The 19,756-nt window shown below is 65.4% G+C and carries 14 protein-coding genes and 1 pseudogene; 11 read left to right on the forward strand and 4 right to left on the reverse strand.

Annotated features, from left to right (window positions below; all coding sequences use genetic code 11):
• The first annotated feature begins 181 nt into the window (after positions 1 to 181).
• The 5 genes from PWP93_RS04365 to PWP93_RS04385 all read left to right on the forward strand — a co-directional run bounded on the left by PWP93_RS04365 (position 182) and on the right by PWP93_RS04385 (position 7,807).
• Complete coding sequence (locus PWP93_RS04365) at positions 182 to 3,046, forward strand: 2-oxoglutarate dehydrogenase E1 component (RefSeq protein ID WP_421043596.1); 2,865 nt, start codon at positions 182 to 184, stop codon at positions 3,044 to 3,046.
• 124 nt (positions 3,047 to 3,170) lie between these two features.
• Positions 3,171 to 4,445 (forward strand): 2-oxoglutarate dehydrogenase complex dihydrolipoyllysine-residue succinyltransferase, encoded by a 1,275-nt coding sequence (odhB, locus tag PWP93_RS04370; RefSeq protein ID WP_421043597.1) that lies wholly within the window; start codon positions 3,171 to 3,173, stop codon positions 4,443 to 4,445.
• Positions 4,446 to 4,544: 99 nt separating this feature from the next.
• Positions 4,545 to 5,975 (forward strand): dihydrolipoyl dehydrogenase, encoded by a 1,431-nt coding sequence (gene lpdA, locus PWP93_RS04375; RefSeq protein WP_421043598.1) that lies wholly within the window; start codon positions 4,545 to 4,547, stop codon positions 5,973 to 5,975.
• A gap of 124 nt (positions 5,976 to 6,099) precedes the next feature.
• The gene (gene zapE / locus PWP93_RS04380) at positions 6,100 to 7,197 is read left to right on the forward strand and encodes a cell division protein ZapE (RefSeq protein WP_421043599.1); all 1,098 of its coding nucleotides are present in this window, start codon (positions 6,100 to 6,102) and stop codon (positions 7,195 to 7,197) included.
• Positions 7,198 to 7,345: 148 nt separating this feature from the next.
• Positions 7,346 to 7,807, forward strand: coding sequence for a transposase (locus tag PWP93_RS04385; protein WP_421043600.1), 462 nt, complete (start codon positions 7,346 to 7,348; stop codon positions 7,805 to 7,807).
• A gap of 162 nt (positions 7,808 to 7,969) precedes the next feature.
• Here PWP93_RS04385 and PWP93_RS04390 read toward each other — a convergent pair whose 3' ends face one another.
• The 4 genes and pseudogenes from PWP93_RS04390 to PWP93_RS04405 all read right to left on the reverse strand — a co-directional run bounded on the left by PWP93_RS04390 (position 7,970) and on the right by PWP93_RS04405 (position 13,816).
• A complete protein-coding gene (locus PWP93_RS04390; RefSeq protein ID WP_421043601.1) occupies positions 7,970 to 8,455 on the reverse strand; it encodes a DUF2147 domain-containing protein in 486 nt (161 codons plus the stop codon).
• Between the two features lie 223 nt (positions 8,456 to 8,678).
• Positions 8,679 to 10,380 (reverse strand): annotated as a pseudogene (locus PWP93_RS04395) (ShlB/FhaC/HecB family hemolysin secretion/activation protein).
• A 250-nt stretch (positions 10,381 to 10,630) separates the two neighbouring features.
• Positions 10,631 to 12,139 carry a collagen-like triple helix repeat-containing protein gene (locus PWP93_RS04400; protein ID WP_421043602.1) on the reverse strand — a complete coding sequence of 503 codons (1,509 nt, stop codon included), beginning with the start codon at positions 12,137 to 12,139 and terminating at the stop codon, positions 10,631 to 10,633.
• Positions 12,140 to 12,205: 66 nt separating this feature from the next.
• Positions 12,206 to 13,816, reverse strand: a complete 1,611-nt coding sequence (locus PWP93_RS04405; RefSeq protein WP_421043603.1) for a collagen-like triple helix repeat-containing protein — start codon at positions 13,814 to 13,816, stop codon at positions 12,206 to 12,208.
• A gap of 675 nt (positions 13,817 to 14,491) precedes the next feature.
• On the opposite strand from PWP93_RS04405, the gene PWP93_RS04410 reads away from it, so the two are divergent.
• The 6 genes from PWP93_RS04410 to PWP93_RS04435 all read left to right on the forward strand — a co-directional run bounded on the left by PWP93_RS04410 (position 14,492) and on the right by PWP93_RS04435 (position 19,755).
• On the forward strand, positions 14,492 to 14,674 hold the full coding sequence (locus PWP93_RS04410; protein ID WP_421024182.1) for a Flp family type IVb pilin: 183 nt from the start codon (positions 14,492 to 14,494) through the stop codon (positions 14,672 to 14,674).
• A 133-nt stretch (positions 14,675 to 14,807) separates the two neighbouring features.
• Positions 14,808 to 15,284, forward strand: a complete 477-nt coding sequence (locus PWP93_RS04415) for an A24 family peptidase (RefSeq protein ID WP_421043604.1) — start codon at positions 14,808 to 14,810, stop codon at positions 15,282 to 15,284.
• Positions 15,281 to 15,784: a TadE/TadG family type IV pilus assembly protein gene (locus PWP93_RS04420; RefSeq protein ID WP_421043605.1), complete on the forward strand. Its 504-nt coding sequence runs from the start codon at positions 15,281 to 15,283 to the stop codon at positions 15,782 to 15,784. The genes PWP93_RS04415 and PWP93_RS04420 overlap by 4 nt, the downstream gene beginning before the upstream one ends.
• 88 nt (positions 15,785 to 15,872) lie before the next feature.
• Positions 15,873 to 16,814 (forward strand): Flp pilus assembly protein CpaB, encoded by a 942-nt coding sequence (cpaB, locus tag PWP93_RS04425; RefSeq protein ID WP_421043606.1) that lies wholly within the window; start codon positions 15,873 to 15,875, stop codon positions 16,812 to 16,814.
• Between the two features lie 96 nt (positions 16,815 to 16,910).
• A complete protein-coding gene (locus PWP93_RS04430) occupies positions 16,911 to 18,404 on the forward strand; it encodes a type II and III secretion system protein family protein (protein WP_421043607.1) in 1,494 nt (497 codons plus the stop codon).
• Positions 18,405 to 18,495: 91 nt separating this feature from the next.
• The gene (locus PWP93_RS04435) at positions 18,496 to 19,755 is read left to right on the forward strand and encodes a fimbrial protein (protein ID WP_421043608.1); all 1,260 of its coding nucleotides are present in this window, start codon (positions 18,496 to 18,498) and stop codon (positions 19,753 to 19,755) included.
• The last annotated feature ends 1 nt before the right edge of the window (position 19,756 follow it).

A 19,756-nucleotide genomic window follows, 5' to 3' on the forward strand; every position in this document is an offset into this window, starting at 1 on the left:
GTGCGCGTTCGTGCCACATTGCAATCTATGGCGGGTATCACTTATGTGATATCCTCCGCGGATGCATGATTTAGGTCCTTCCAAGCAGACTTGATTCGCAATCCGCTAAACGGTCAGGCCGTGGCGCGGAAGGTTGAGTAACCCGCTATTTCTCGAGAAACTCGAAGAAAGGTGAGCGTAAATGTCGGAAACGATGAAGCAATTTCAGCTGAACTCCTATCTGTTCGGCGGCAATGCTCCGTATGTCGAAGAGCTATACGAAGCATATCTTGATAACCCTGCGTCCGTTCCGGACACCTGGCGCGAGTACTTCGACGCACTGCAAAACGTGCCGTCGTCGAGCGGCACCGCCGACAACGACATCGCCCATGGGCCGATCGTCGAGTCGTTTGCGCAGCGCGCCAAGGCCAATGCGTTCATTGCGCGCGGAGGCGGCGAAGACCTCGCCACGGCACGCAAGCAGGTTTACGTTCAATCCCTCATTGGTGCTTATCGATTTCTTGGCTCGCAGTGGGCCAACCTCGATCCGCTGAAGCGCCGCGAGCGTCCGAACATTCCCGAGCTCGAGCCCGCGTTCTACGACTTCACCGAAGCCGACATGGACGAGACGTTCAGCGCCACGAACCTGTACTTCGGGTTCGAGCGCGCGTCGCTGCGCGAGATCGTCAAGGCGCTGCGCGACACGTACTGCGGCACGATCGGCGCCGAGTACATGTACATCAGCGATCCTGAGCAAAAGCGCTGGTGGAAGGAGCGTCTCGAGTCGATCCGCTCGACGCCCAGCTTCTCGAACGAGAAGAAGAAACACATTCTGCAGCGCCTGACGGCCGCCGAAGGCCTCGAGCGCTTCCTGCACACCAAGTACGTCGGCCAGAAGCGCTTCTCGCTCGAAGGCGGCGAGTCCTTCATCGCCGCGATGGACGAAGTCGTTCGTCACGCGGGCGCCAAGGGCGTGCAGGAAATCGTGATCGGCATGGCCCACCGCGGCCGCCTGAACGTGCTCGTGAATACGCTCGGCAAGATGCCGTCGGACCTGTTCGCCGAATTCGAAGGCAAGCACGTCGACGACCTGCCGGCTGGCGACGTGAAGTACCACAAGGGCTTCTCGTCGGACATCGCGACCGAAGGCGGTCCGGTGCACCTGTCGCTCGCGTTCAACCCGTCGCACCTCGAAATCGTCAACCCGGTGGTCGAGGGTTCGGCGAAGGCGCGTATGGACCGCCGCGGCGACGACAACGGCCTGCAAGTGCTGCCGGTGCAGATCCACGGCGACGCGGCCTTCGCGGGCCAGGGCGTCGTGATGGAAACGCTGAACCTCGCGCAAACGCGTGGTTACGGCACGCACGGCACGCTGCACATCGTCATCAACAACCAGATCGGCTTCACGACCTCGGACCCGCGCGACGCGCGTTCGACGCTCTACTGTACCGACGTGGTCAAGATGATCGAGGCGCCGGTGCTGCACGTGAACGGCGACGATCCGGAAGCAGTCGTGCTGGCCATCCAGCTCGCGGTCGAGTTCCGCATGCAGTTCCACAAGGATGTCGTGGTCGACATCGTCTGCTTCCGCAAGCTCGGCCACAACGAGCAGGACACCCCGGCGGTCACGCAGCCGCTCATGTACAAGAAGATCGCGCAGCACCCGGGCACCCGTGCGCTGTACGCCGAGAAGCTCGTGCAGCAGGGCGTGATCACCGCCGAAGAAGGCGACAACTACGTCAAGGCCTACCGTGCCGCGATGGACGAAGGCCATCACACGGTCGACCCGGTGCTCTCGAACTACAAGAGCAAGTACGCGGTGGACTGGGTGCCGTTCCTGAACCGCAAGTGGACCGACGCTGCGGACACGGCAGTGCCGCTCGCGGAACTCAAGCGTCTCGCCGAGCGCATCACCACGATCCCCGAGAACTTCAAGGTTCACCCGCTGGTCGAGCGCGTCATCAACGACCGCCGCGCGATGGGCAAGGGCGAAGCGAAGCTCGACTGGGGCATGGGCGAACACCTCGCGTTCGCGTCGCTGGTCGCTTCGGGCTACGCCGTGCGTCTCACGGGCCAGGACTCGGGCCGCGGCACGTTCACCCACCGTCACGCCGTTCTGCACGACCAGAACCGCGAGCGCTGGAACGACGGCACGTACATCCCGCTGCAGAACATCGGCGAGAACCAGGCGAGCTTCACGGTGATCGACTCGGTGCTCTCCGAAGAAGCGGTGCTCGGCTTCGAGTACGGCTATTCGACGGCTGAGCCGAACACGCTGGTGGCGTGGGAAGGCCAGTTCGGCGACTTCGTGAACGGCGCGCAAGTCGTGATCGACCAGTTCATCTCGTCGGGCGAAGTGAAGTGGGGCCGCGTTTCGGGTCTCACGATGCTGCTGCCGCACGGCTACGAAGGCCAGGGTCCGGAGCACTCGTCGGCGCGTATCGAGCGCTTCCTGCAACTGTGCGCCGAGCACAACATGCAGGTCGTCCAGCCGACCACGCCCGCGCAGATCTTCCACGTGCTGCGCCGCCAGATGATCCGCCTGTTCCGCAAGCCGCTCATCATCTTCACGCCGAAGTCGCTGCTGCGTCACAAGGAAGCCGTGTCGGACCTGTCCGAACTCGCGAAGGGCACGTTCCAGCCGGTCATCGGCGAAGTGGACGAGACGATCGACGCGAAGAAGGTCAAGCGCATCGTCGCCTGCTCGGGCCGCGTGTACTACGACCTCGTCGCGCATCGCCGCGAATCGAAGTCGAACGACGTCGCGATCATCCGTATCGAACAGCTCTATCCGTTCGCGCACAAGCAGTTCGAAGCCGAGCTGAAGAAATACGACAACGCGACCGAAGTGGTGTGGGTGCAGGACGAGCCGCAGAATCAGGGCCCGTGGTTCTACATCGAGCATCACCTGAAGGAAGGCATGAAGGAAGGCATGAAGCTCGCTTACAGCGGCCGTCCTGCTTCCGCCTCGCCGGCCGTCGGCTACTACGCGAAGCACTACGAGCAGCAGAAGACGCTGATCGAAGGTGCGTTCGGCCGCCTGAAGGGCGCGCAGGTCGCGAAGTAAGCACACATAGAGCGAATCGAACCGGGAAAGCGCGCGTTATCCATCTCGCGCTTTCCCGCGCTCAAGTGCGCGACCCGGTTCGTCATACGGGGAAAGTCCCCGGACAAGTATTCAGGAAAATCACATGGCTATCGTAGAAGTCAAGGTCCCGCAGTTTTCGGAATCGGTGTCGGAAGGCACGATGCTGCAGTGGAAGAAGAAGCCGGGCGAAGCTGTTGCCCAGGACGAAGTCGTCATCGAGATCGAAACCGATAAGGTCGTGCTCGAAGTGCCCGCGCCGGCTGCCGGCGTGCTGAGCGAAATCATCGTCGGCGACGGCTCGACCGTCACGAGCGAACAGCTGATCGCGAAGATCGACACGGAAGCCAAGGCGGGCGCCGTTGCGGCTCCGGCCGCGGCTGCAGCACCTGCTGCTGCACCGGCTGCGGCTCCCGCAGCCGCACCGGCCGCTGCCGCATCGACGGCCAGCAGCACCGTGGCCTCGCCCGCAGCGTCGAAGCTGATGGCCGAGCAGGGTCTCTCGGGCGGCGACGTCGCCGGCACCGGCCGTGACGGCCGCATCACGAAGCAGGACGTGCTCGGCGCAGGCGCGCCGAAGGCCGCTCCCGCAGCCGCGCCGGCTGCCCGTCCCGCTGCCGCCGCGAAGCCCTCGCTGCCGCAAGTCAATGCGCCGGCATCGGCTGCCAACTGGCTCAACAACCGTCCGGAACAGCGCGTGCCGATGTCGCGCCTGCGTGCGCGTATCGCCGAGCGTCTGCTCGAGTCGCAGCAAACCAACGCCATCCTCACGACGTTCAACGAAGTGAACATGGCGCCGGTCATGGAGCTGCGCAACAAGTACAAGGACAAGTTCGAGAAGGAACACGGCGTGAAGCTCGGCTTCATGTCGTTCTTCGTGAAGGCGGCAGTCCATGCGCTGAAGAAGTTCCCGCTCGTGAATGCGTCGATCGACGGCAATGACATCGTCTACCACGGCTACTTCGACATCGGCATCGCGGTCGGATCGCCGCGCGGTCTGGTGGTGCCCATCCTGCGCAACGCAGACCAGATGAGCCTCGCCGACATCGAGAAGAAGATCGCCGAATTCGGTCAGAAGGCCAAGGACGGCAAGCTCTCGATCGAGGAAATGACGGGTGGCACGTTCTCGATCTCGAACGGCGGTGTGTTCGGCTCGATGCTCTCGACGCCGATCATCAACCCGCCGCAGTCGGCGATCCTCGGCGTGCACGCAACCAAGGAGCGCGCTGTGGTGGAGAACGGCCAGATCGTGATCCGCCCGATGAACTACCTCGCGATGTCGTACGACCACCGCATCATCGACGGCCGCGAAGCCGTGCTGTCGCTGGTCGCGATGAAGGACGCGCTGGAAGATCCGGCTCGCCTGCTGCTCGACCTGTAAGCGCAGTTCGTCCAGTACCCCGTCTCACACTGAGCGTCGCGCGCGCGGACTCCGGAAGCCGGACTCCGCGCGCCGCGCTCACGTATCGAAAGGATGACCATGTCCAAAGAATTTGACGTCGTCGTGATCGGCGCCGGCCCCGGCGGCTATATCGCGGCGATTCGCGCCGCGCAGCTCGGCAAGTCGGTTGCGTGCATCGAAAAGTGGAAGAACCCGGCCGGCACACTGAAGCTCGGCGGCACCTGCCTGAACGTGGGCTGCATTCCGTCGAAGGCGCTGCTCGCTTCGTCCGAAGAGTTCGAGAATGCCCAGCATCACCTCGCCGACCACGGCATCAGCGTGGGCGACGTGAAGATCGACGTCGAGAAGATGCTCGCCCGCAAGGACGGCATCGTCGAGAAGATGACCAAGGGCATCGAGTTCCTGTTCCGCAAGAACAAGATCACGTGGCTCAAGGGTCACGGCAAGTTCACCGGCAAAACCGACGCCGGCGTGCAGATCGAAGTGTCGGGCGAAGGCGAAACGGAAGTCGTCACGGCGAAGAACGTCATCATCGCGACGGGCTCGAAGGCGCGCCATCTGCCGGGCATCCCGGTCGACAACAAGATCATCGCTGACAACGAAGGCGCGCTCACGTTCGACTCCGTGCCGAAGAAGCTGGCCGTGATCGGCGCAGGCGTGATTGGCCTGGAGCTCGGCTCGGTGTGGCGCCGTCTCGGCGCCGATGTCACGATCCTCGAAGCGTTGCCGGAATTCCTGGGCGCGGCTGACCAGTCGCTCGCGAAGGAAGCCGCGAAGCTCTTCAAGAAGCAGGGTCTCGACATTCACGTCGGCGTGAAGGTGGGCGAAGTGAAGGCCACCGACAAGAACGTCACGATCAACTACACGGACAAGGACGGCAACGCGCAAGTGCTCGAAGCCGACCGCCTGATCGTGTCGGTTGGCCGCGTGCCGAACACCGACAACCTCGGCCTCGAAGCGATCGGCCTGAAGGCCAACGAGCGTGGCTTCATCGACGTGGACGACCACTGCGCAACCTCGGTCCCCAACGTCTACGCGATCGGCGACGTGGTGCGCGGCCCGATGCTCGCGCACAAGGCCGAAGACGAAGGCGTGCTGGTGGCCGAGATCATCGACGGCCAGAAGCCGCACATCGACTACAACTGCATTCCGTGGGTGATCTACACCGAGCCGGAAATCGCATGGGTCGGCAAGACGGAGCAGCAGCTCAAGGCCGAAGGCCGCGACATCAAGACGGGCCAGTTCCCGTTCATGGCGAACGGACGCGCGCTTGGCATCAACAAGGCCGACGGCTTTGTGAAGATGATCGCCGACGCGAAGACCGACGAGCTGCTCGGCGTGCACATCATCTCGGCGAACGCATCGGACCTGATCGCGGAAGCCGTGGTGGCGATGGAGTTCAAGGCTGCCGCCGAAGACATCGGCCGCATCTGCCATCCGCACCCGTCGCTGTCCGAAGTCATGCGCGAAGCGGCGCTCGCCACCGACAAGCGCGCGCTCAACATGTAAGCGCCGAGGGCAGGGTGGCAAGTCTCCTTCGAAGAGACAGGACTCTGCCTCGCAGCACCATGCATTAGTACAGAGGCGGGTGAGCTCAGGCTCTCCCGCCTCTTTTTGTTTGCGGTCCAGAGAAATGAACGTCACCGAATACTACGAAAACGAACTGCAGAAGCGGGGCTATAAACCGGATACGGCCCAGCGTACCGCCATCGACCGGCTGCAGCGGTGCTACGACGAGTGGGTCGCCTACAAGGGCCGCCGCTCGAACGCGTTCTGGAAGCTCATCAATCACCCGGATCTGCCGCGCGGCGTTTATATGTGGGGAGGCGTGGGCCGCGGCAAGAGCTTCCTGATGGACAGTTTCTATGCGGTCGTGCCGCTGCAACGCAAGACGCGCCTGCACTTTCACGAGTTCATGCGCGAAGTGCACCGCGAACTCGAAGAGCTCAAGGGCCAGGCCGATCCGCTCGATGAACTCGCGCGCCGCATCGCGAAGCGCTATCGCCTGATTTGCTTCGACGAATTTCACGTCTCCGACATCGCCGATGCGATGATTCTTTATCGCCTTTTGGATGGTCTGTTCAAGAATGGCGTGCAGTTCGTGATGACGTCCAACTACGATCCCGATCTGCTCTATCCCGACGGCCTGCATCGCGACCGCATGCTGCCGGCCATCGAGCTCATCAAGGAAAAGTTGGATGTCCTGAACGTCGACGCCGGCATCGACTATCGTCAGCGCACGCTCGCGCAGGTCGAGGTCTATCACACGCCTCTTGGCGCGGCTGCGGACAAGGCGTTGCGCCATTCGTTCGCGGAGTTGGCCGCCGTGCCGGACGAAAGCCCGCTGCTGCGCATCGAGAAGCGCGAGCTCAAGGCATTGCGCAAGGCCGATGGCGTCGTGTGGTTCGATTTCGCCACGCTATGCGGCGGGCCGCGCTCGCAGAACGACTATCTGGAACTCGCGAGCCGCTTCCACGCCGTGATCCTCTCCGGCGTGCCGCAGATGACGCCGCGCATGCAGTCGGAAGCGCGCCGCTTCACCTGGCTCATCGACGTGTTCTACGACCACAAGGTGAAACTGCTGATGTCGGCCGCGGTGCCGCCCGAGGAGCTCTATGTGGAGGGGCCGATGGCCAACGAGTTCACGCGCACGGTTTCGCGCATCGTCGAGATGCAATCGAAGGAGTATCTGGAAACGCCGCGCCGCATCGTCGATACGACGCTCACGTAAGCAGCGGGCTTATGGCCCCGAAAAAACCGTTACTACGTCGAAAAAACGGGCGCGGATCCGCATTTTCAAGATTCGGACTCGTCTGATAGGGGCCGCCGGGTCAAGTCGATATCTTTAGTCAGGACAGGTTCTGACAAAGGAGTAGACCATGACCCCCCATCGCGATATTACCGAGGAAGAATGGCAGCGCGTGATGCCGCTGCTGCCAGAACTGCGCCCGCGCTCGGAAATGCGCGGCCGTCCGCTTGCCAACACCCGTTCGGTGCTCAACGGCGTCTTGTGGGTCATGTATAGCGGCGCTACGTGGTCGGCCATGCCGCGCCGCTACCCGTCTTATCAAACCTGCCATCGCCGCTTCAAAGCCTGGCATGACGAAGGAGTTCTCAAGCGCGTGATGGCCGAGCTTTTCGGCGAAGAGGGCATCGCGTTGTGCGACACAATCGAATCGCGCATGCGCAAGCATCTGAGCCGCGCCGAAAAGGCTGCCGCGCGCGTTCAGGAAGGCTTGCCCGGACTGCCATCCACCACGCGCCATTCGCCGTTCAGCCCCGCCACGTCCGCTGTGCCGCAGCCGTTCAGTTATCGGTCGGTGTATCGGCATACGGCTTGATTGCGCTTCATCGCGCTTCATCGCGTTTCATCCCGTTTGACCGCGCTTGACCAAATAGGGGCGCGTTTTACGCGCGTTAATACACACGAAGGCCGCCTCGTCACAAGGCGGCCTTCGCGTTTTTTGAGCGCTCGCTTTGAGCGCTCGCGCGAGATTTTTGGATTATTGCTGGCGTAACCAGGTCTGCGATCGTCCCAGCAGCGAAATGCCCAGATAACCGCGCACCACCAGCTTCTGGCCGCCATCTTCGGTGTGGATCTTGCAGCGGTACACCTTGCCGTTCTCGGGGTCGAGAATGTGCCCGCCATCCCATTCGCTGCCGGCCTGCTTCATACCATCGATGATCGTCATGCCCAGAATCAACTGGTCCTTGCGCGAGTCCGTGCATGACGTGCAGCGGCGGTCCGGCTGATCGTTCGCGCCCAGTCCCTTGATGATCTTGCCGGTGAGGCCGCCGCTGCCATCTTCGCTGATCTGCACGAGCGCCTTGGGCTGCCCGCTGTGATCGTCGATCGTTTGCCAGACACCGACGGGCGAATTCGATTGCGCGTGAGCGGCGATCACGCCGCCAAGCAGCGCCCCGGCCAGCACGATATGACGCGCCGCACGGGCGGCGAACGCGTTGCCGCGGTCGTTGAACGGGAACATGTCTTCCTCCACTGATGTTTATCGGTATGTGTGCGTCAAACCGCTGCGAGCCAGGTTGCGTGGCAGCGAACTGCGGCAAAGGCGCGCGGCGGTCAGCGCAGGATACGCGAAAGCGCTTCGCGCGTTTGCGAGGAGAAACTCTAGTCGGCGTGCATGGCGCGTGTAGCACGCACCATGCCTGGCGGGCTGTCGTCGTGAATCGGCCCGGTTTGCGGCTTTTGCCTCAATTGAGCTGATACGAGAACGTCGCATTCACGCGCGGGCTGCGCGACGCGCTTTCAACGGGCGCATCGGCCAGCGCCTTCGCCACCGAGAGATCGAGGCTGTAGTACTTGCCGTCCGTGATCCGGAACCCCGCCGAAGCCGATGAAAGCCGCGAAGGCGAGGGCGTGCCCGCATGCAGGTACACGCGCGCCATGTCGAACGAAACATACGGCGTGATCGACTGCAGCCACACCTTGCCCAGCCTGAATGGATGATTGAGCTCGAGCACGAGGGCCCAGCCCGAATCACCCGATGCCTCGCCGGGCTGATAGCCGGCCGCGAAGGCGCTGCGCGCCGAACGAGATCTGCTCGGAAGTCGGCAGCGTGTTCGGGCTGTATTGCCCGGTTGCGGCGACGGACGTGCCAAAGCCCATCGGCCAGTCGTTGCTCTGCGAATACGAGGCATCGGTGCGCACGAAATTCAGCGCGACACCGGATTTTGCAGCGCGAGACCGGGAATATTCGTTTGCGCCGACTTCGACGCGCCGAGAATGTCGAAGGCCTTCGCCACCACGAGGCTCGCCTTGCGCACCTGGCCTGGCTTCACCTCGGTGTAATCGGCTTGTAGCTGCAGCACGCGCACCTGTGAACTCAGGTCGTATTGCAGTCCGTTGAGGGTGTTGCGGTAGCGGTCCTCGTCGTGTGCTGCGTAGGCGCTCGCGGTGCCGATGAGGCTGCGTGTATTGCCCAGCAGCAGCGGATACGAGAGCGAGCCCGTGAGCTTGTCGCTGATGACGGTGCGCTCCACGTAAGCCGGCAGGCCCGGGTTGTCGACCGGGTTGCCGCGATAGTGCGAGGCGTCGAGCTTCGCGGTGAGGCCGTCGCTCGCGATCGGCACGGCCGCGTGCGCGGCGAGGTACGTGACGTTGTCGCGTCCTTTGGGCAACAGTGCAGAGAAGCTCAACTGCTCGCCAAACGGCGTGAGGCCGTTTTCGGTGAGAGCGTGAGGAGACCCTGCACACCGGGGTGATTGAAGTCGATGCCGGTGCTCACGTCCCAGGGCTTTTGCGTGGCGTCGAGTTCGAGCGTGGTGGCGCCGTCGGTGGTCGTGGGCGGTGGCACGTTCGCCTTCACCTTGAGGCCCGGCAGCATGCCGAGCACGTTGATGTAGCGCTGGAACGTGGCGGTGCGCAGCGGCCGGTCTTCGGCGATGTGCGCAGCGATCGCGCGCATCCTGCCCTCGAGCGCGCCGGGCTTGCCTGTGATCTTCACGTCTTTCACGTAGCCTTCCACGACCGTGATGCGCACCACGCCGCCCGCGAAGTTCTGCGCGGGCACGAATGCGAACGAGAGCGCATAGCCCCGGTCCTGATAGAGCTTCGTCACGCCATTGGCGGTTTCGATGAGCTGGCCGATCGTGATGTCGTGATTCGCGAGCGGCGCGAAGCGGCGGGCGACCTCGTCGAACGGAATCGATTTCACGCCCTCGACCTTGAAGGTGGTGGGCGTGATGTGGCGAGCAGCTGCTCGAGCGCGGGCGCTTGCTGCCGCACCTGCACCGTCACGCTGGGCGCCTTCTTTGGCGCGTTGATTTGGGGCAGGGCATCCAGGGATTGCCGCGCTGCAAACCACCCGTCGATACCGGCCGGTTCTGCTGTGCGAGCGCGACTCCCGTCAAGCCCGCGCTCGCGATGATCCCCGCCGTGGCGAGCACGGCCCATGGTGCGCCTTTCATTGAACTACCCTCGACTTGTCGGACAGTGCGCGCCGGTTGCCTGAATGCCCCGGCGCGCCCGTCTCTTGTGCCGCCTTTTCGGCGGTCCTTATATGACTTCCCTGATTGCCTGCGTTTTATTGCTTCGTAATCCATACTACATGCTGCTGTGTGTTGCCGGGCGTTGTGTGACGCGGCATTCCTCTCCAAACGCCGCGTCATGCATTGCCCGTCTTGCATGGCGATGGCTGTGCGCGCTACGGCAGCTTGTGCAGTACGCCACTCAGCAGTCCCCCCGATGCGCCTGCCATGCCAGAACTGCTCGAAGAACCCGTTGCGCCGGCCGTCGTGCCGAGGGCGCCCGTGACCGTGCCGACGAGCGCCGTAACCGGCGTGAGCAGCGTGGTTGTCCCCCCGCCGTTGCCGCTGCCGCGAGTGCTGCGAGCGGACCCGCCGCCGCAGCAGCGCCCGAGCTGCCGCTGCCTGTGGCGCCGCCCACTGCGTTGGTGGCCGAGGTGGCCGCGGAAGTCACGCCCGAAAGCAGCCCTCCCGCGACGGGCAGGCCGCCGAGGCCGCGGTGAGCGCGCCACGCCACCCGCGCCACCTGTAGCGCTGGAAGCCGCGCCCGTCACTGCCGAGAGCGGCGTGCCGCCGAGGCCGAGGCTCGCGGCGGTCGCGTTGAGCACGCCGAGCGGGCCCGCTGCCGCCGCGCCGGTCGGCGGCCCGTTCGCGACGAGTGCGGTGCTGCCGCCCACGACGCTGGTGATGAGGCCAGGGATCGGCGCGGCGCCGTTCGGGCCGTTCGGATTGACGAGGCCGCCCGCGTTTGTGACCGTATTGCCGAGGGCGCCAACCAGCGTGCCGACATCCGCGCCGAGCGGCCCGAGCGCGCCGTTTGCCTGTGAGCCTGCGGTCGTCGAGGCGACTTTCGTGCCGGCCGTCTGCAGCGTGCCACCGACTTGTGCGAGCAAGCCCGAAACCGGCGCGCCCAGGCCCGTCGACGTGCCCACTTGCTGAGTGACGAGTCCCGCCGTGGTGACGATCGGCGTGATGGCCGTGCTGACGGGCTGCGTGGCCTGTTGCACCGGAGCTGACGAGAGCACGTTGCCGAGCGTCGTGCCCGTGGCGTTCACCGCGTTGGCTGTCGTGTCGAGAGCGCTGGCAAGCGGCGTCGTGACCGGGGCGAGCGGCGCGAGTTGCCCGCTGCCGAGGCCGTTGACCGCGGTGGCCGCGCCCGCGACGACGCCACTGGTTGCGCTCACCACGTTGCCGAGCCCGGCCGCGGTCGTGCCGACCGGATTGGGCGTCGAGCCGGTTTCGCCGATGCCGTTCGAGACAGCGTTGGCAAGTGCGCCGGCGACCGTGCCGGTGCTCGACACGGCATCGCCGAGACCCTGGCTGACCTGCGGGCTCGTGCCCGGCACCGTGGTTGAACCGACGGCGTTGCCGAGGTCGTTGGCGCTTTTGGCCACCGTGTTGACCACGCCACTCGTGCCGGTCGATGCGGTGGTGGTCCCGCCACCGCTGTTGCTGCCCGAGCCGCCGCCGGTGCCGGCAGTCGAGCTGCCTCCGGCGCCACTGGTGCCGCCGGTGCCGGTCGGGCCCGTTGTGCCGGTCGGAGCCGCAGAAGCGGAAGGCGGCGTGTAGCTGCTGCCGCCGCAGGCGGCGACGCTGCACGCCACGGCAGCGGCGAGCGCGGTGAGGCGCAGGCTGTGCACGAGCGCAACAGCGCGGTGGTGGGGGCTCACGGTGAAGCTGCTGAACATGACGCTGTCTCCTGGACTGGATCTGAAGCTGAAAGAGGCGCTGGAACGCGGAATAGACGAAGCGGATTACTTCTTGGCTCCGAGCAGGCCGCCGACGATCGACGTGAGGCCGGCGAGCGGGCTCCCCGCACTGCCGCTGGAATTGCCGCCCGTCAGCGAGGAGAGCGAGAGCGCGGGAGTCGCGCTGGTGGTGCTGACGGCTGGCGTGCTGGATGTTCCCGAGGTGGCGGCCGGCCTGGGGCCCGCGCCGAGCGCAGCGCCTGCAACGACAGCGCCGCCCGCACCGCCAGCGCCGCTCACGGCGTTGGTGAGCGCGCCAGTGACGGTGTTGAGAGTGCCGGCGAGGCCCGTGACCGGTGCGAGCGGGCTGGCGCTGCCGCCCGTGGCGGAGGCGAGCGTGCTGGTGGCGGCGGTAAGCGCACCCGTGACCGGTGCTAGCGGATTGCGGCCGCCCGTGCCTGCGCCAACACCAATGCCAATGCCCGCACCGATGCCGGCCGTGCCACCGCCAGTCGCGCCACCGGTCACGCTGCTCAGGATGGTCGTGACGGGGGCGAGCGGAGTGCCGCCCAGCGGATTGGTGCCGCTGCTCGCTGTGCCTCCCGTCAGCAGGTTGCCAGCCGTGGCGACGGTCTTGCCCGTGTCGGCGACGAGGTTGCCCATGCCCGCCGTGACGGGATTCGCACCGCCGCTTTGAGCGACTAGCGCACCGCCTTTCTGGATGCCGCCGCCGAGCGTCTGCAACAGGCCCGCTACCGGCGTGCCTACGCCCGTGGTGCTGCCGACGGTCTGCGTGGTGGAGGCGAGCACGGAGGTGATCGGCGTGATGGTCGAGCTCAGTTGCTGCGTGACCTGTTGCACCGGGCCTTGCGTCAATGCGCCGGTGAGCTGGTTGCCGACGCTCGTGACCGTGGTGCCGACGGTGCTGACCGTGGCGCCCACCGGCGTCGTGACGGCGGCGAGCGGTGCGAGCGGGCCGCTGCCGAGGCTCGTGACGAGCTGGCCCGTGCTGGTGACGGCCTGGCCCGCGTCGCTCACAACGCCGTCCGTGCTCGACAGCGTGGTGCCTACCGGATTGCTGCTCGCGCCGAGCTGGCCCAGCCCCTGGGACACGCCGTTGCCGAGCGTGGAGATCGCGCCGCCCACGTTCTGGACGATACCTCCCACGGCCTGGGTGGTTTGCGGGTTGACGCCTGGCAGCGTCTGCGCGGCGATCGTGCCGCCGATGCCCGAAACGGTCGAACCTGTGTCATCCACGATGTTTCCTGCGGCGTGCGCAACGGCCCCCACGGCATTGGCCGCGACGGGCGTGCCGCCGCTGCCATTGGAGCCGGTGGTCGTGCCGCCCGCGCCGCTTCCTGTGCCGCCTCCCGTGCCGGAGCCATTACCCGTGCCTGAACCGCTGTCGCCGGTGGTGGTGCCGTTGCCGACGCTGCCCGAGCCGCTGCCATTCTCGGCGGAGGGGGTGGAGCCCGCGCCGGAGCCGCTGCCGTCTCCGCTGCCGCCGCCTACGCCGCCACTCGCGCCGCCGTCTGTTTGCAGTGCGCCTCCGCTGCCGCCCCCAGTACCGCTGCTGAGAGAGCCCGAGCCGCCGCAGGCGGTCAACGAGAGCAGCGTGGCGATGGTTGCAGCGATAGCCGTCAAGCGCGCTGCGTTCGCGATGCGCTGATTGTTCAAGATGTTGCCCTCGGTTCGTATGGTGTTTTTGTGGTGTTGTGTGGCTGGTCCATCGGACCTGCGCTCCTTACACCGCAACAGGCATGCCAATGTGCAGGCGCACACACAACGAGGTCTGGAGGGTTTCGTCTAATCAAGACGTATCAAGCACTTGTGAATGCTTTTGTCGAACGAATGACGGAGGCCGAAATGAAGCGTTAGGTGATGCCGCGTGTTACGTCACGTAACGCGGAGAGCGCAGTGTTACGGGCGTTGCCGTAACGGGGCGGAAAAGTCACATCGTCGAAATAAGATCGATGACATGGCGGCTGTATGCCGACTGGGAGAAGCGCGCAAACGTTAAATCTGGTTAGATTATCCAGTCCTGAATAGTGGCATCATGGTTTGCCCGGAGTAAACCGCGAATCGCGGATGCCGATAATGCAATTACGACTTCGCGTTTGCGTAACGAGCGATTGCGTTACGCAGAGCGTTACGTTATAAAAACCGCACAGACAAAAAATACAAATAAAGCCTTACGTAGCATGGTTGAGGGGCGTGCTGCGATATGGCTGAAACGTTGGCGGACTGGCATGGGCAGTTCGAGGACCGGATGCATTGGCACAGCTCAGCAGCATTGCACTGCGAGCACCGATGCAGATCAGCGTGAGAACGTAAAGAAGAGAGAGGGCCGAAATGAACAAGCTGATAACGAAATTCGCGAAGTCGGAAGAAGGGGTTACCGCGCTTGAGTATGGGCTTATTGCGGGGGTTGTTGCGCTGGCCGTCCTTGTCAGCGCCACTAATTTGGGAACCGATCTCGGGTTACTTTTCACGGCCATCGCGAACAAGGTAACGGGTATAACCGCCGGGATATAAGTGATTGAGCGTTTAAGCTAACGCTCACCATCGCTCACTAACTAAAAGCTCCAGCGCACACTTGCTTTCGAGTGCGCGCTGGATAGTTGCGCGCACACCTTTCTCGATGATTCCATTCTATTTATCCAGCCTCATGTTCGGCGCATGGGCTGTGGCGGTTGCTGTGTGCGACTGCCGCTCGCGCCGCGTGCCGAACACACTCGTGGGCGCAGGGTTCGCCGCCGCTTTGGCGGCAGCGCTGCTGCACGCGGGACCAGCGCATCTCGGCATCGGTCAGGCGCTGGCCGCCGCCGCTGTTGGCCTTGCCGCGCTCATGCCGTTCTTCGTGTTCGGCATGATGGGAGCGGCTGACGCCAAGGTCTTCGCGGTGCTCGGCGCGTGGTGCGGCATGCAACCACTCGTGGGCCTGTGGGTTGTCTCGAGTCTGGCCGCATTCGTGCACGCGCTCGCCATGCTCATCACGCTGCGCGCCCGCGCACCGGTCACAGCGGCGCGTCCCGCGCGGCTCGCTGCCGTGGGGGCGCGGCGCGGTACGCCATATGCCGCGTGCCTGAGCGTGCCCGCGCTGGTCTGGCTCGTGCTCCAGTTGATGTCCGGGTGGTCGGCGTGATTGCGCGCACAACGAAAACGCGCGACATTGCCTCGAAAGCAGGGCGTGGCAAGCGGGCGCAACGCGGTGTGGCCGCGATCGAGTTTGCGGTCACGTTTCCGCTTTTCTTCGCGATTCTCTATGCGATCGTCATGTACAGCATGATCTTTCTTGTGCAGCAGAGCCTGACCGCGGCTGCTGCGGAAGGCGCGCGCGCGGCGCTCATTTATCAGAACGGCGCCAATTCCGCTTCGGCGCTTGCTAGCCGCGCGCAGGCTGCCTGCACGCGGGCGCTGGCGGTCATGAACTGGCTCACGCATGCGCCTCAATGCACGCAGTCGGTCAACACCGCGCCGGCAGGGTGCACGGAGAACACGGCAATGGATTGCGTTCAAATTACGCTCACCTACGCGTGGGGTGCCAACCCGCTGGTGCCGCCGTTGCCGCTGATGGGACTGCTCGCGCCGTCATCGCTCGTGGGCCAGGCTACCGTGCAAATCGATCCGGAGAATCTCCTGTGAAGCCTTTGCGCATGCCTTCGATCCTATTGCCGAGTCGGACTGGGCGGCCATACGACACCCCATTCGCACGCATTGTGGATGACCGCTCATGGCCAATCTGACCAAAGTCACTGCAGGACTCCTGATTGCGGGCGCGCTCGTGCTCGGGCTGCTCGCATGGATGCTCGCGCGTCGTCCGCCGCCGCCATCCATTGCGCCGCCGCCGGCGTCCACGCGCTCGCTCACGCCGGTCGTGGTGGCCACACGCGCATTGCCAGCAGGCCAGCCAATTCCCGCCGATGCGCTGCGCGTCCAGCCGCTGCCGATTCATCCGCAGGGCGCGGTGAGCGATAGCGCTCTGGTTGCGGGCCGCGTGCCGCTCGCCGATATCGCCGCCGATGCGCCCGTGCTCGACCAGCAGCTTTCGTCCAGTATCGCGACGAGCCTGGCGCCGGGCGAGCGCGCTGTGGCCGTGCGCATCGATGAGACCAATGCGGTCGGCAACGTCCTGCACGCGGGCAATTATGTCGACGTGTTCTTTACGCTGCGCCGCGACGGCAGTGGCATGAACGGCGGCGAAGTCGGCCGCACCCAGGCGCGTCTTCTGATTTCGAAGGCGCGCGTGCTGGTGTTCGGTGCGCAGCCCGCAGCGTCGGGCAGTGCAGCGGGCCAGCGCACCACCAACTTCGGCACGCAGACCGGGACGCCACGCACGGCGGTGCTCGCGGTGCCGGTGACCGAAGTCGATCAGCTCGCGCTGGCCCAAAGCCAGGGACAACTGATTCTCGCGCTACGCAACCCAACGGACGACGATCAAGTCGATCCCGCCGCGTTCGGCCCGCAACCGGGCGTGCTCAAGGTGGCCACGCACACGGCGCCCGATGGTTCCACGCGCGCGGCGGCGGGTGTCGCGCTCGACCAGCTCGCGGGCGGCGGCGCGCCGCGCGAAACGCCGCCGATCGCGCAGGCCGCGCCGCGCGGCGCCAGTGCGTCCGCGCACGGTGGGCTCGAAGTGATACGGGGCGGGCGCGCGGAAATGGTCGCTTGGTAAAGGATGCAAAGGGAAGGGCTGTACGGGAGCGCGGTGCTCGAACCGCCTTCGACAAAGTGCGCAGATCTGGCCGTATATAAAAGAAGCAGGAACACGATGACGATAACGAGGACTTTCGCCGTGGTTGCGGCCGCCGCCTGCGCGGGCGGTCTCGCATTCGCGGCCATGCCCGCATGGGCGTCGCCGTCCGCGCAGGCGCAGGACGTCGCGGACGGCGTGCCATCCAGCGTCGATATCGCGGTGGGCGAGCAGCGCACGCTGCCTGTCACGAGTGCGCTCACGCGCATCGCCGTGGGCGACCCATCGGTGGCCGACGTGCTCGTGATCCGCGGCGACCGGCGCGGCGGCGTGCTGCTCGTCGGCAAGGGCGCGGGCACGACCAACGTGATGCTGTGGCAGGGCAGCGGTGCGCCGCGCACGCTCACGGTCAACGTGACGACGGGCGCAGCGCGCGCGCTGCTCGATACCGGCACGCCTGACCTGAAGGTGCTGGGCGACACGGCGCTCATTGCCGGCCGCGCCGCGTCGATGGAGCAGCACCAGCGCGCGGTGGCTGCCGCGCAAGCGTCGGTTCGCGCGAGCGGGAAGGGCGGCAAGGACGCAGACAGCGGAGCGGACGACAGCGGCGGCAGGGGCGCAAAGCGCGGCAAGGGCGCGAACGTGTTCGACACGTCGAGCATCGCGACGCGCTCGGTCGTGCAGGTGGACGTGCGCGTGGTCGAGTTCAGCCGTAGCGTGCTCAAGCAGATCGGCTTCAATTTCGTTCACCAGAACAATGGCTTTGCGTTCGGCTCGTTCACGCCGACCTCGTTTTCCTCAGGGAGCATCAATACGCCGGGGGGATCGGCGGGGGTAGGCTCGGCGTCGAATTCGTCGAGCCTGGCGAGCACCGCGCTGCAGGCCGCCGTACCGATCGCGTCCGCGTTCAATCTGGTGTTTGCCTCCGCGACGCACGGGCTGTTCGCCGATCTGAGCCTGATGGAGACGAACAACCTCGCGCGCGTGCTCGCCGAGCCCACGCTCGTCGCGCTTTCGGGCCAGAGCGCGAGCTTTCTCGCAGGCGGCGAGATTCCGGTGCCGGTGCCGCAGGCGCTCGGCGCCACGGCGATCGAATACAAGCCCTACGGCATCGGGCTTTCGCTCACGCCCACGGTGCTTTCGCCGCAGCGCATCGCGCTCAAGGTCGCGCCCGAGGCGAGCCAGCTCGACTTCGCGAACGCGGTGACGATCAGCGGCGTGTCGGTGCCCGCGATCTCCACGCGCCGCACCGAAACGACCGTGGAGCTCGGCGACGGCGAGAGCTTCGTGATCGGCGGGCTGATCGATCGCGAAACGGCGTCGAACGTGAACAAGGTGCCCGTGCTGGGCGACCTGCCCATCATCGGCACGTTCTTCAAGCAACTGAACTATCAGCAAAACGACAAGGAACTGGTGATCATCGTGACGCCGCATCTGGTGTCGCCGCTCGCGAGGGACGCGAAGCTGCCCGGCACGCCCGGTGAGTTGTCCGAGCAGCGTAATGCGCCGGTGTGGCGCTCGCTGCTCGGCGGCGCGGCATCGCGCGATCCAGTGCCGGGATTTTCGCCATGATGCGGCGGCAGTCGCTGCGCGAGCAGCAAGGCTTTGCATGGGACCGGAGTCAGGCGTTAAAGCGCGAACTCCGGCCGACAGGAGAGCATTCATGAACGCGAGATCGCACGTGCCGGTTGAACGCACCATGACGGATTCGTTCGTCTTCGCCACGGCCAATGACGCGAACGCGCGTTGGGTCGCGCAGATGCTCGGCCCGGTGGGCAAAGTGGAGACGGTGGCGCTCGACCCGGCGCTGCTCACGCAGCAGATGTCGCAGAACATGCCTTCGCTGCTGCTGATCGATTTTTCGCGCAGCGGCGCGAATTCCGGACAACCCCAGAGTGGCGCCGCGAGCGCGGCGGCGGCGGCCGCTCATGCCGCGTTTCCGGGGCTGCAGATTATTGCGGTGGGCACGCTCGCCGAGCCTGAAAGCGCGATCTCGGCACTGCGCGCCGGCGTGCGCGATTTCATCGACGCGGGGGCGGCTAGTGAGGATGCCTTACGTATCGTGCGCCAGGTGCTGGACAACCGCGTGGAGCCGGTGAGCCGGCACGGCCGCCTCACGGTGCTGCTGGGCGCGCGCGCCGGTATGGGGGTCACGACGCTTGCGGCGGGTCTCTCCGTGCTGCTCGCGCGCAAGGGCGCCGCGCTGAGCCGGCACGCCGCGCTGCTCGACCTCGGACTGCCGGCCGGCGACGGCGCGCTGCTGCTCAACGCCGGCAATGGCTTCAGTTTCGTCGATGCGGTGCGCAACCTGCGCCGCTTCGATCAGACCTTCGTGCACACGGCGCTCGCACGCCACGAGAGCGGTCTTGCGCTCACCACTCTGCCCGCTGATCTCGGCGCGCTGCGCGAAATTTCGTATCAGTCGGCGGTCGCGCTGCTCACGCGGCTGCGCGCGTTCTTCGATCACCAGATCGTCGATCTCGGCGGCTTCTCGAACACGGAGTTCGTGCTGGAGGTGGCGCGCGCAGCGGATCAGGCCTGGCTCGTGTGCGACCAGAGCGTCGCGTCGATTGTCGCGGCGTCGCGCGAGCTCGAAGTGCTGCGCGAGGGCGGCGTCGACAACGCCAATCTGCGCCTCGTGATCAACCAGTACGAAGCGGATATCGACCTGAGCGCGGCGCAGATTGCCGAGCGCCTGAACATCGAGCTCGCGGGCGTGCTGCCGGCGCGCCGCGTGGCGCTGTGCCAGGCGGCGAACCGTGGGCAGCTGCTGGTCGACAGCGCGCCGCGCGACCCCTGGGTGCGCGCGCTCGACGCGCTCGCCGCGCAGCTCGATGGCCTGCGCACGCCGGTTCCGAAGAAGTTCGACGCATTGCGCCGCCCGCTGCGCGGCCTTTTCCAACACTCATCGAAGCGTTCGTAGA

The sequence above is a fragment of the Paraburkholderia sp. A1RI-2L genome (assembly GCF_048957375.1).
In the GTDB taxonomy this organism is placed as follows: Bacteria; Pseudomonadota; Gammaproteobacteria; order Burkholderiales; family Burkholderiaceae; genus Paraburkholderia.

Bases quoted from the DNA above. Each gene is read 5' to 3' on its own strand.
- PWP93_RS04365 (WP_421043596.1), top strand. From the start codon at position 182: ATGTCGGAAACGATGAAGCAATTTCAGCTGAACTCCTATCTGTTCGGC.
- odhB (WP_421043597.1), top strand. From the start codon at position 3,171: ATGGCTATCGTAGAAGTCAAGGTCCCGCAGTTTTCGGAATCGGTGTCG.
- lpdA (WP_421043598.1), top strand. From the start codon at position 4,545: ATGTCCAAAGAATTTGACGTCGTCGTGATCGGCGCCGGCCCCGGCGGC.
- zapE (WP_421043599.1), top strand. From the start codon at position 6,100: ATGAACGTCACCGAATACTACGAAAACGAACTGCAGAAGCGGGGCTAT.
- PWP93_RS04385 (WP_421043600.1), top strand. From the start codon at position 7,346: ATGACCCCCCATCGCGATATTACCGAGGAAGAATGGCAGCGCGTGATG.
- PWP93_RS04390 (WP_421043601.1), bottom strand. From the start codon at position 8,455: ATGTTCCCGTTCAACGACCGCGGCAACGCGTTCGCCGCCCGTGCGGCG.
- PWP93_RS04400 (WP_421043602.1), bottom strand. From the start codon at position 12,139: ATGTTCAGCAGCTTCACCGTGAGCCCCCACCACCGCGCTGTTGCGCTC.
- PWP93_RS04410 (WP_421024182.1), top strand. From the start codon at position 14,492: ATGAACAAGCTGATAACGAAATTCGCGAAGTCGGAAGAAGGGGTTACC.
- PWP93_RS04415 (WP_421043604.1), top strand. From the start codon at position 14,808: ATGTTCGGCGCATGGGCTGTGGCGGTTGCTGTGTGCGACTGCCGCTCG.
- cpaB (WP_421043606.1), top strand. From the start codon at position 15,873: ATGGCCAATCTGACCAAAGTCACTGCAGGACTCCTGATTGCGGGCGCG.
- PWP93_RS04430 (WP_421043607.1), top strand. From the start codon at position 16,911: ATGACGATAACGAGGACTTTCGCCGTGGTTGCGGCCGCCGCCTGCGCG.
- PWP93_RS04435 (WP_421043608.1), top strand. From the start codon at position 18,496: ATGAACGCGAGATCGCACGTGCCGGTTGAACGCACCATGACGGATTCG.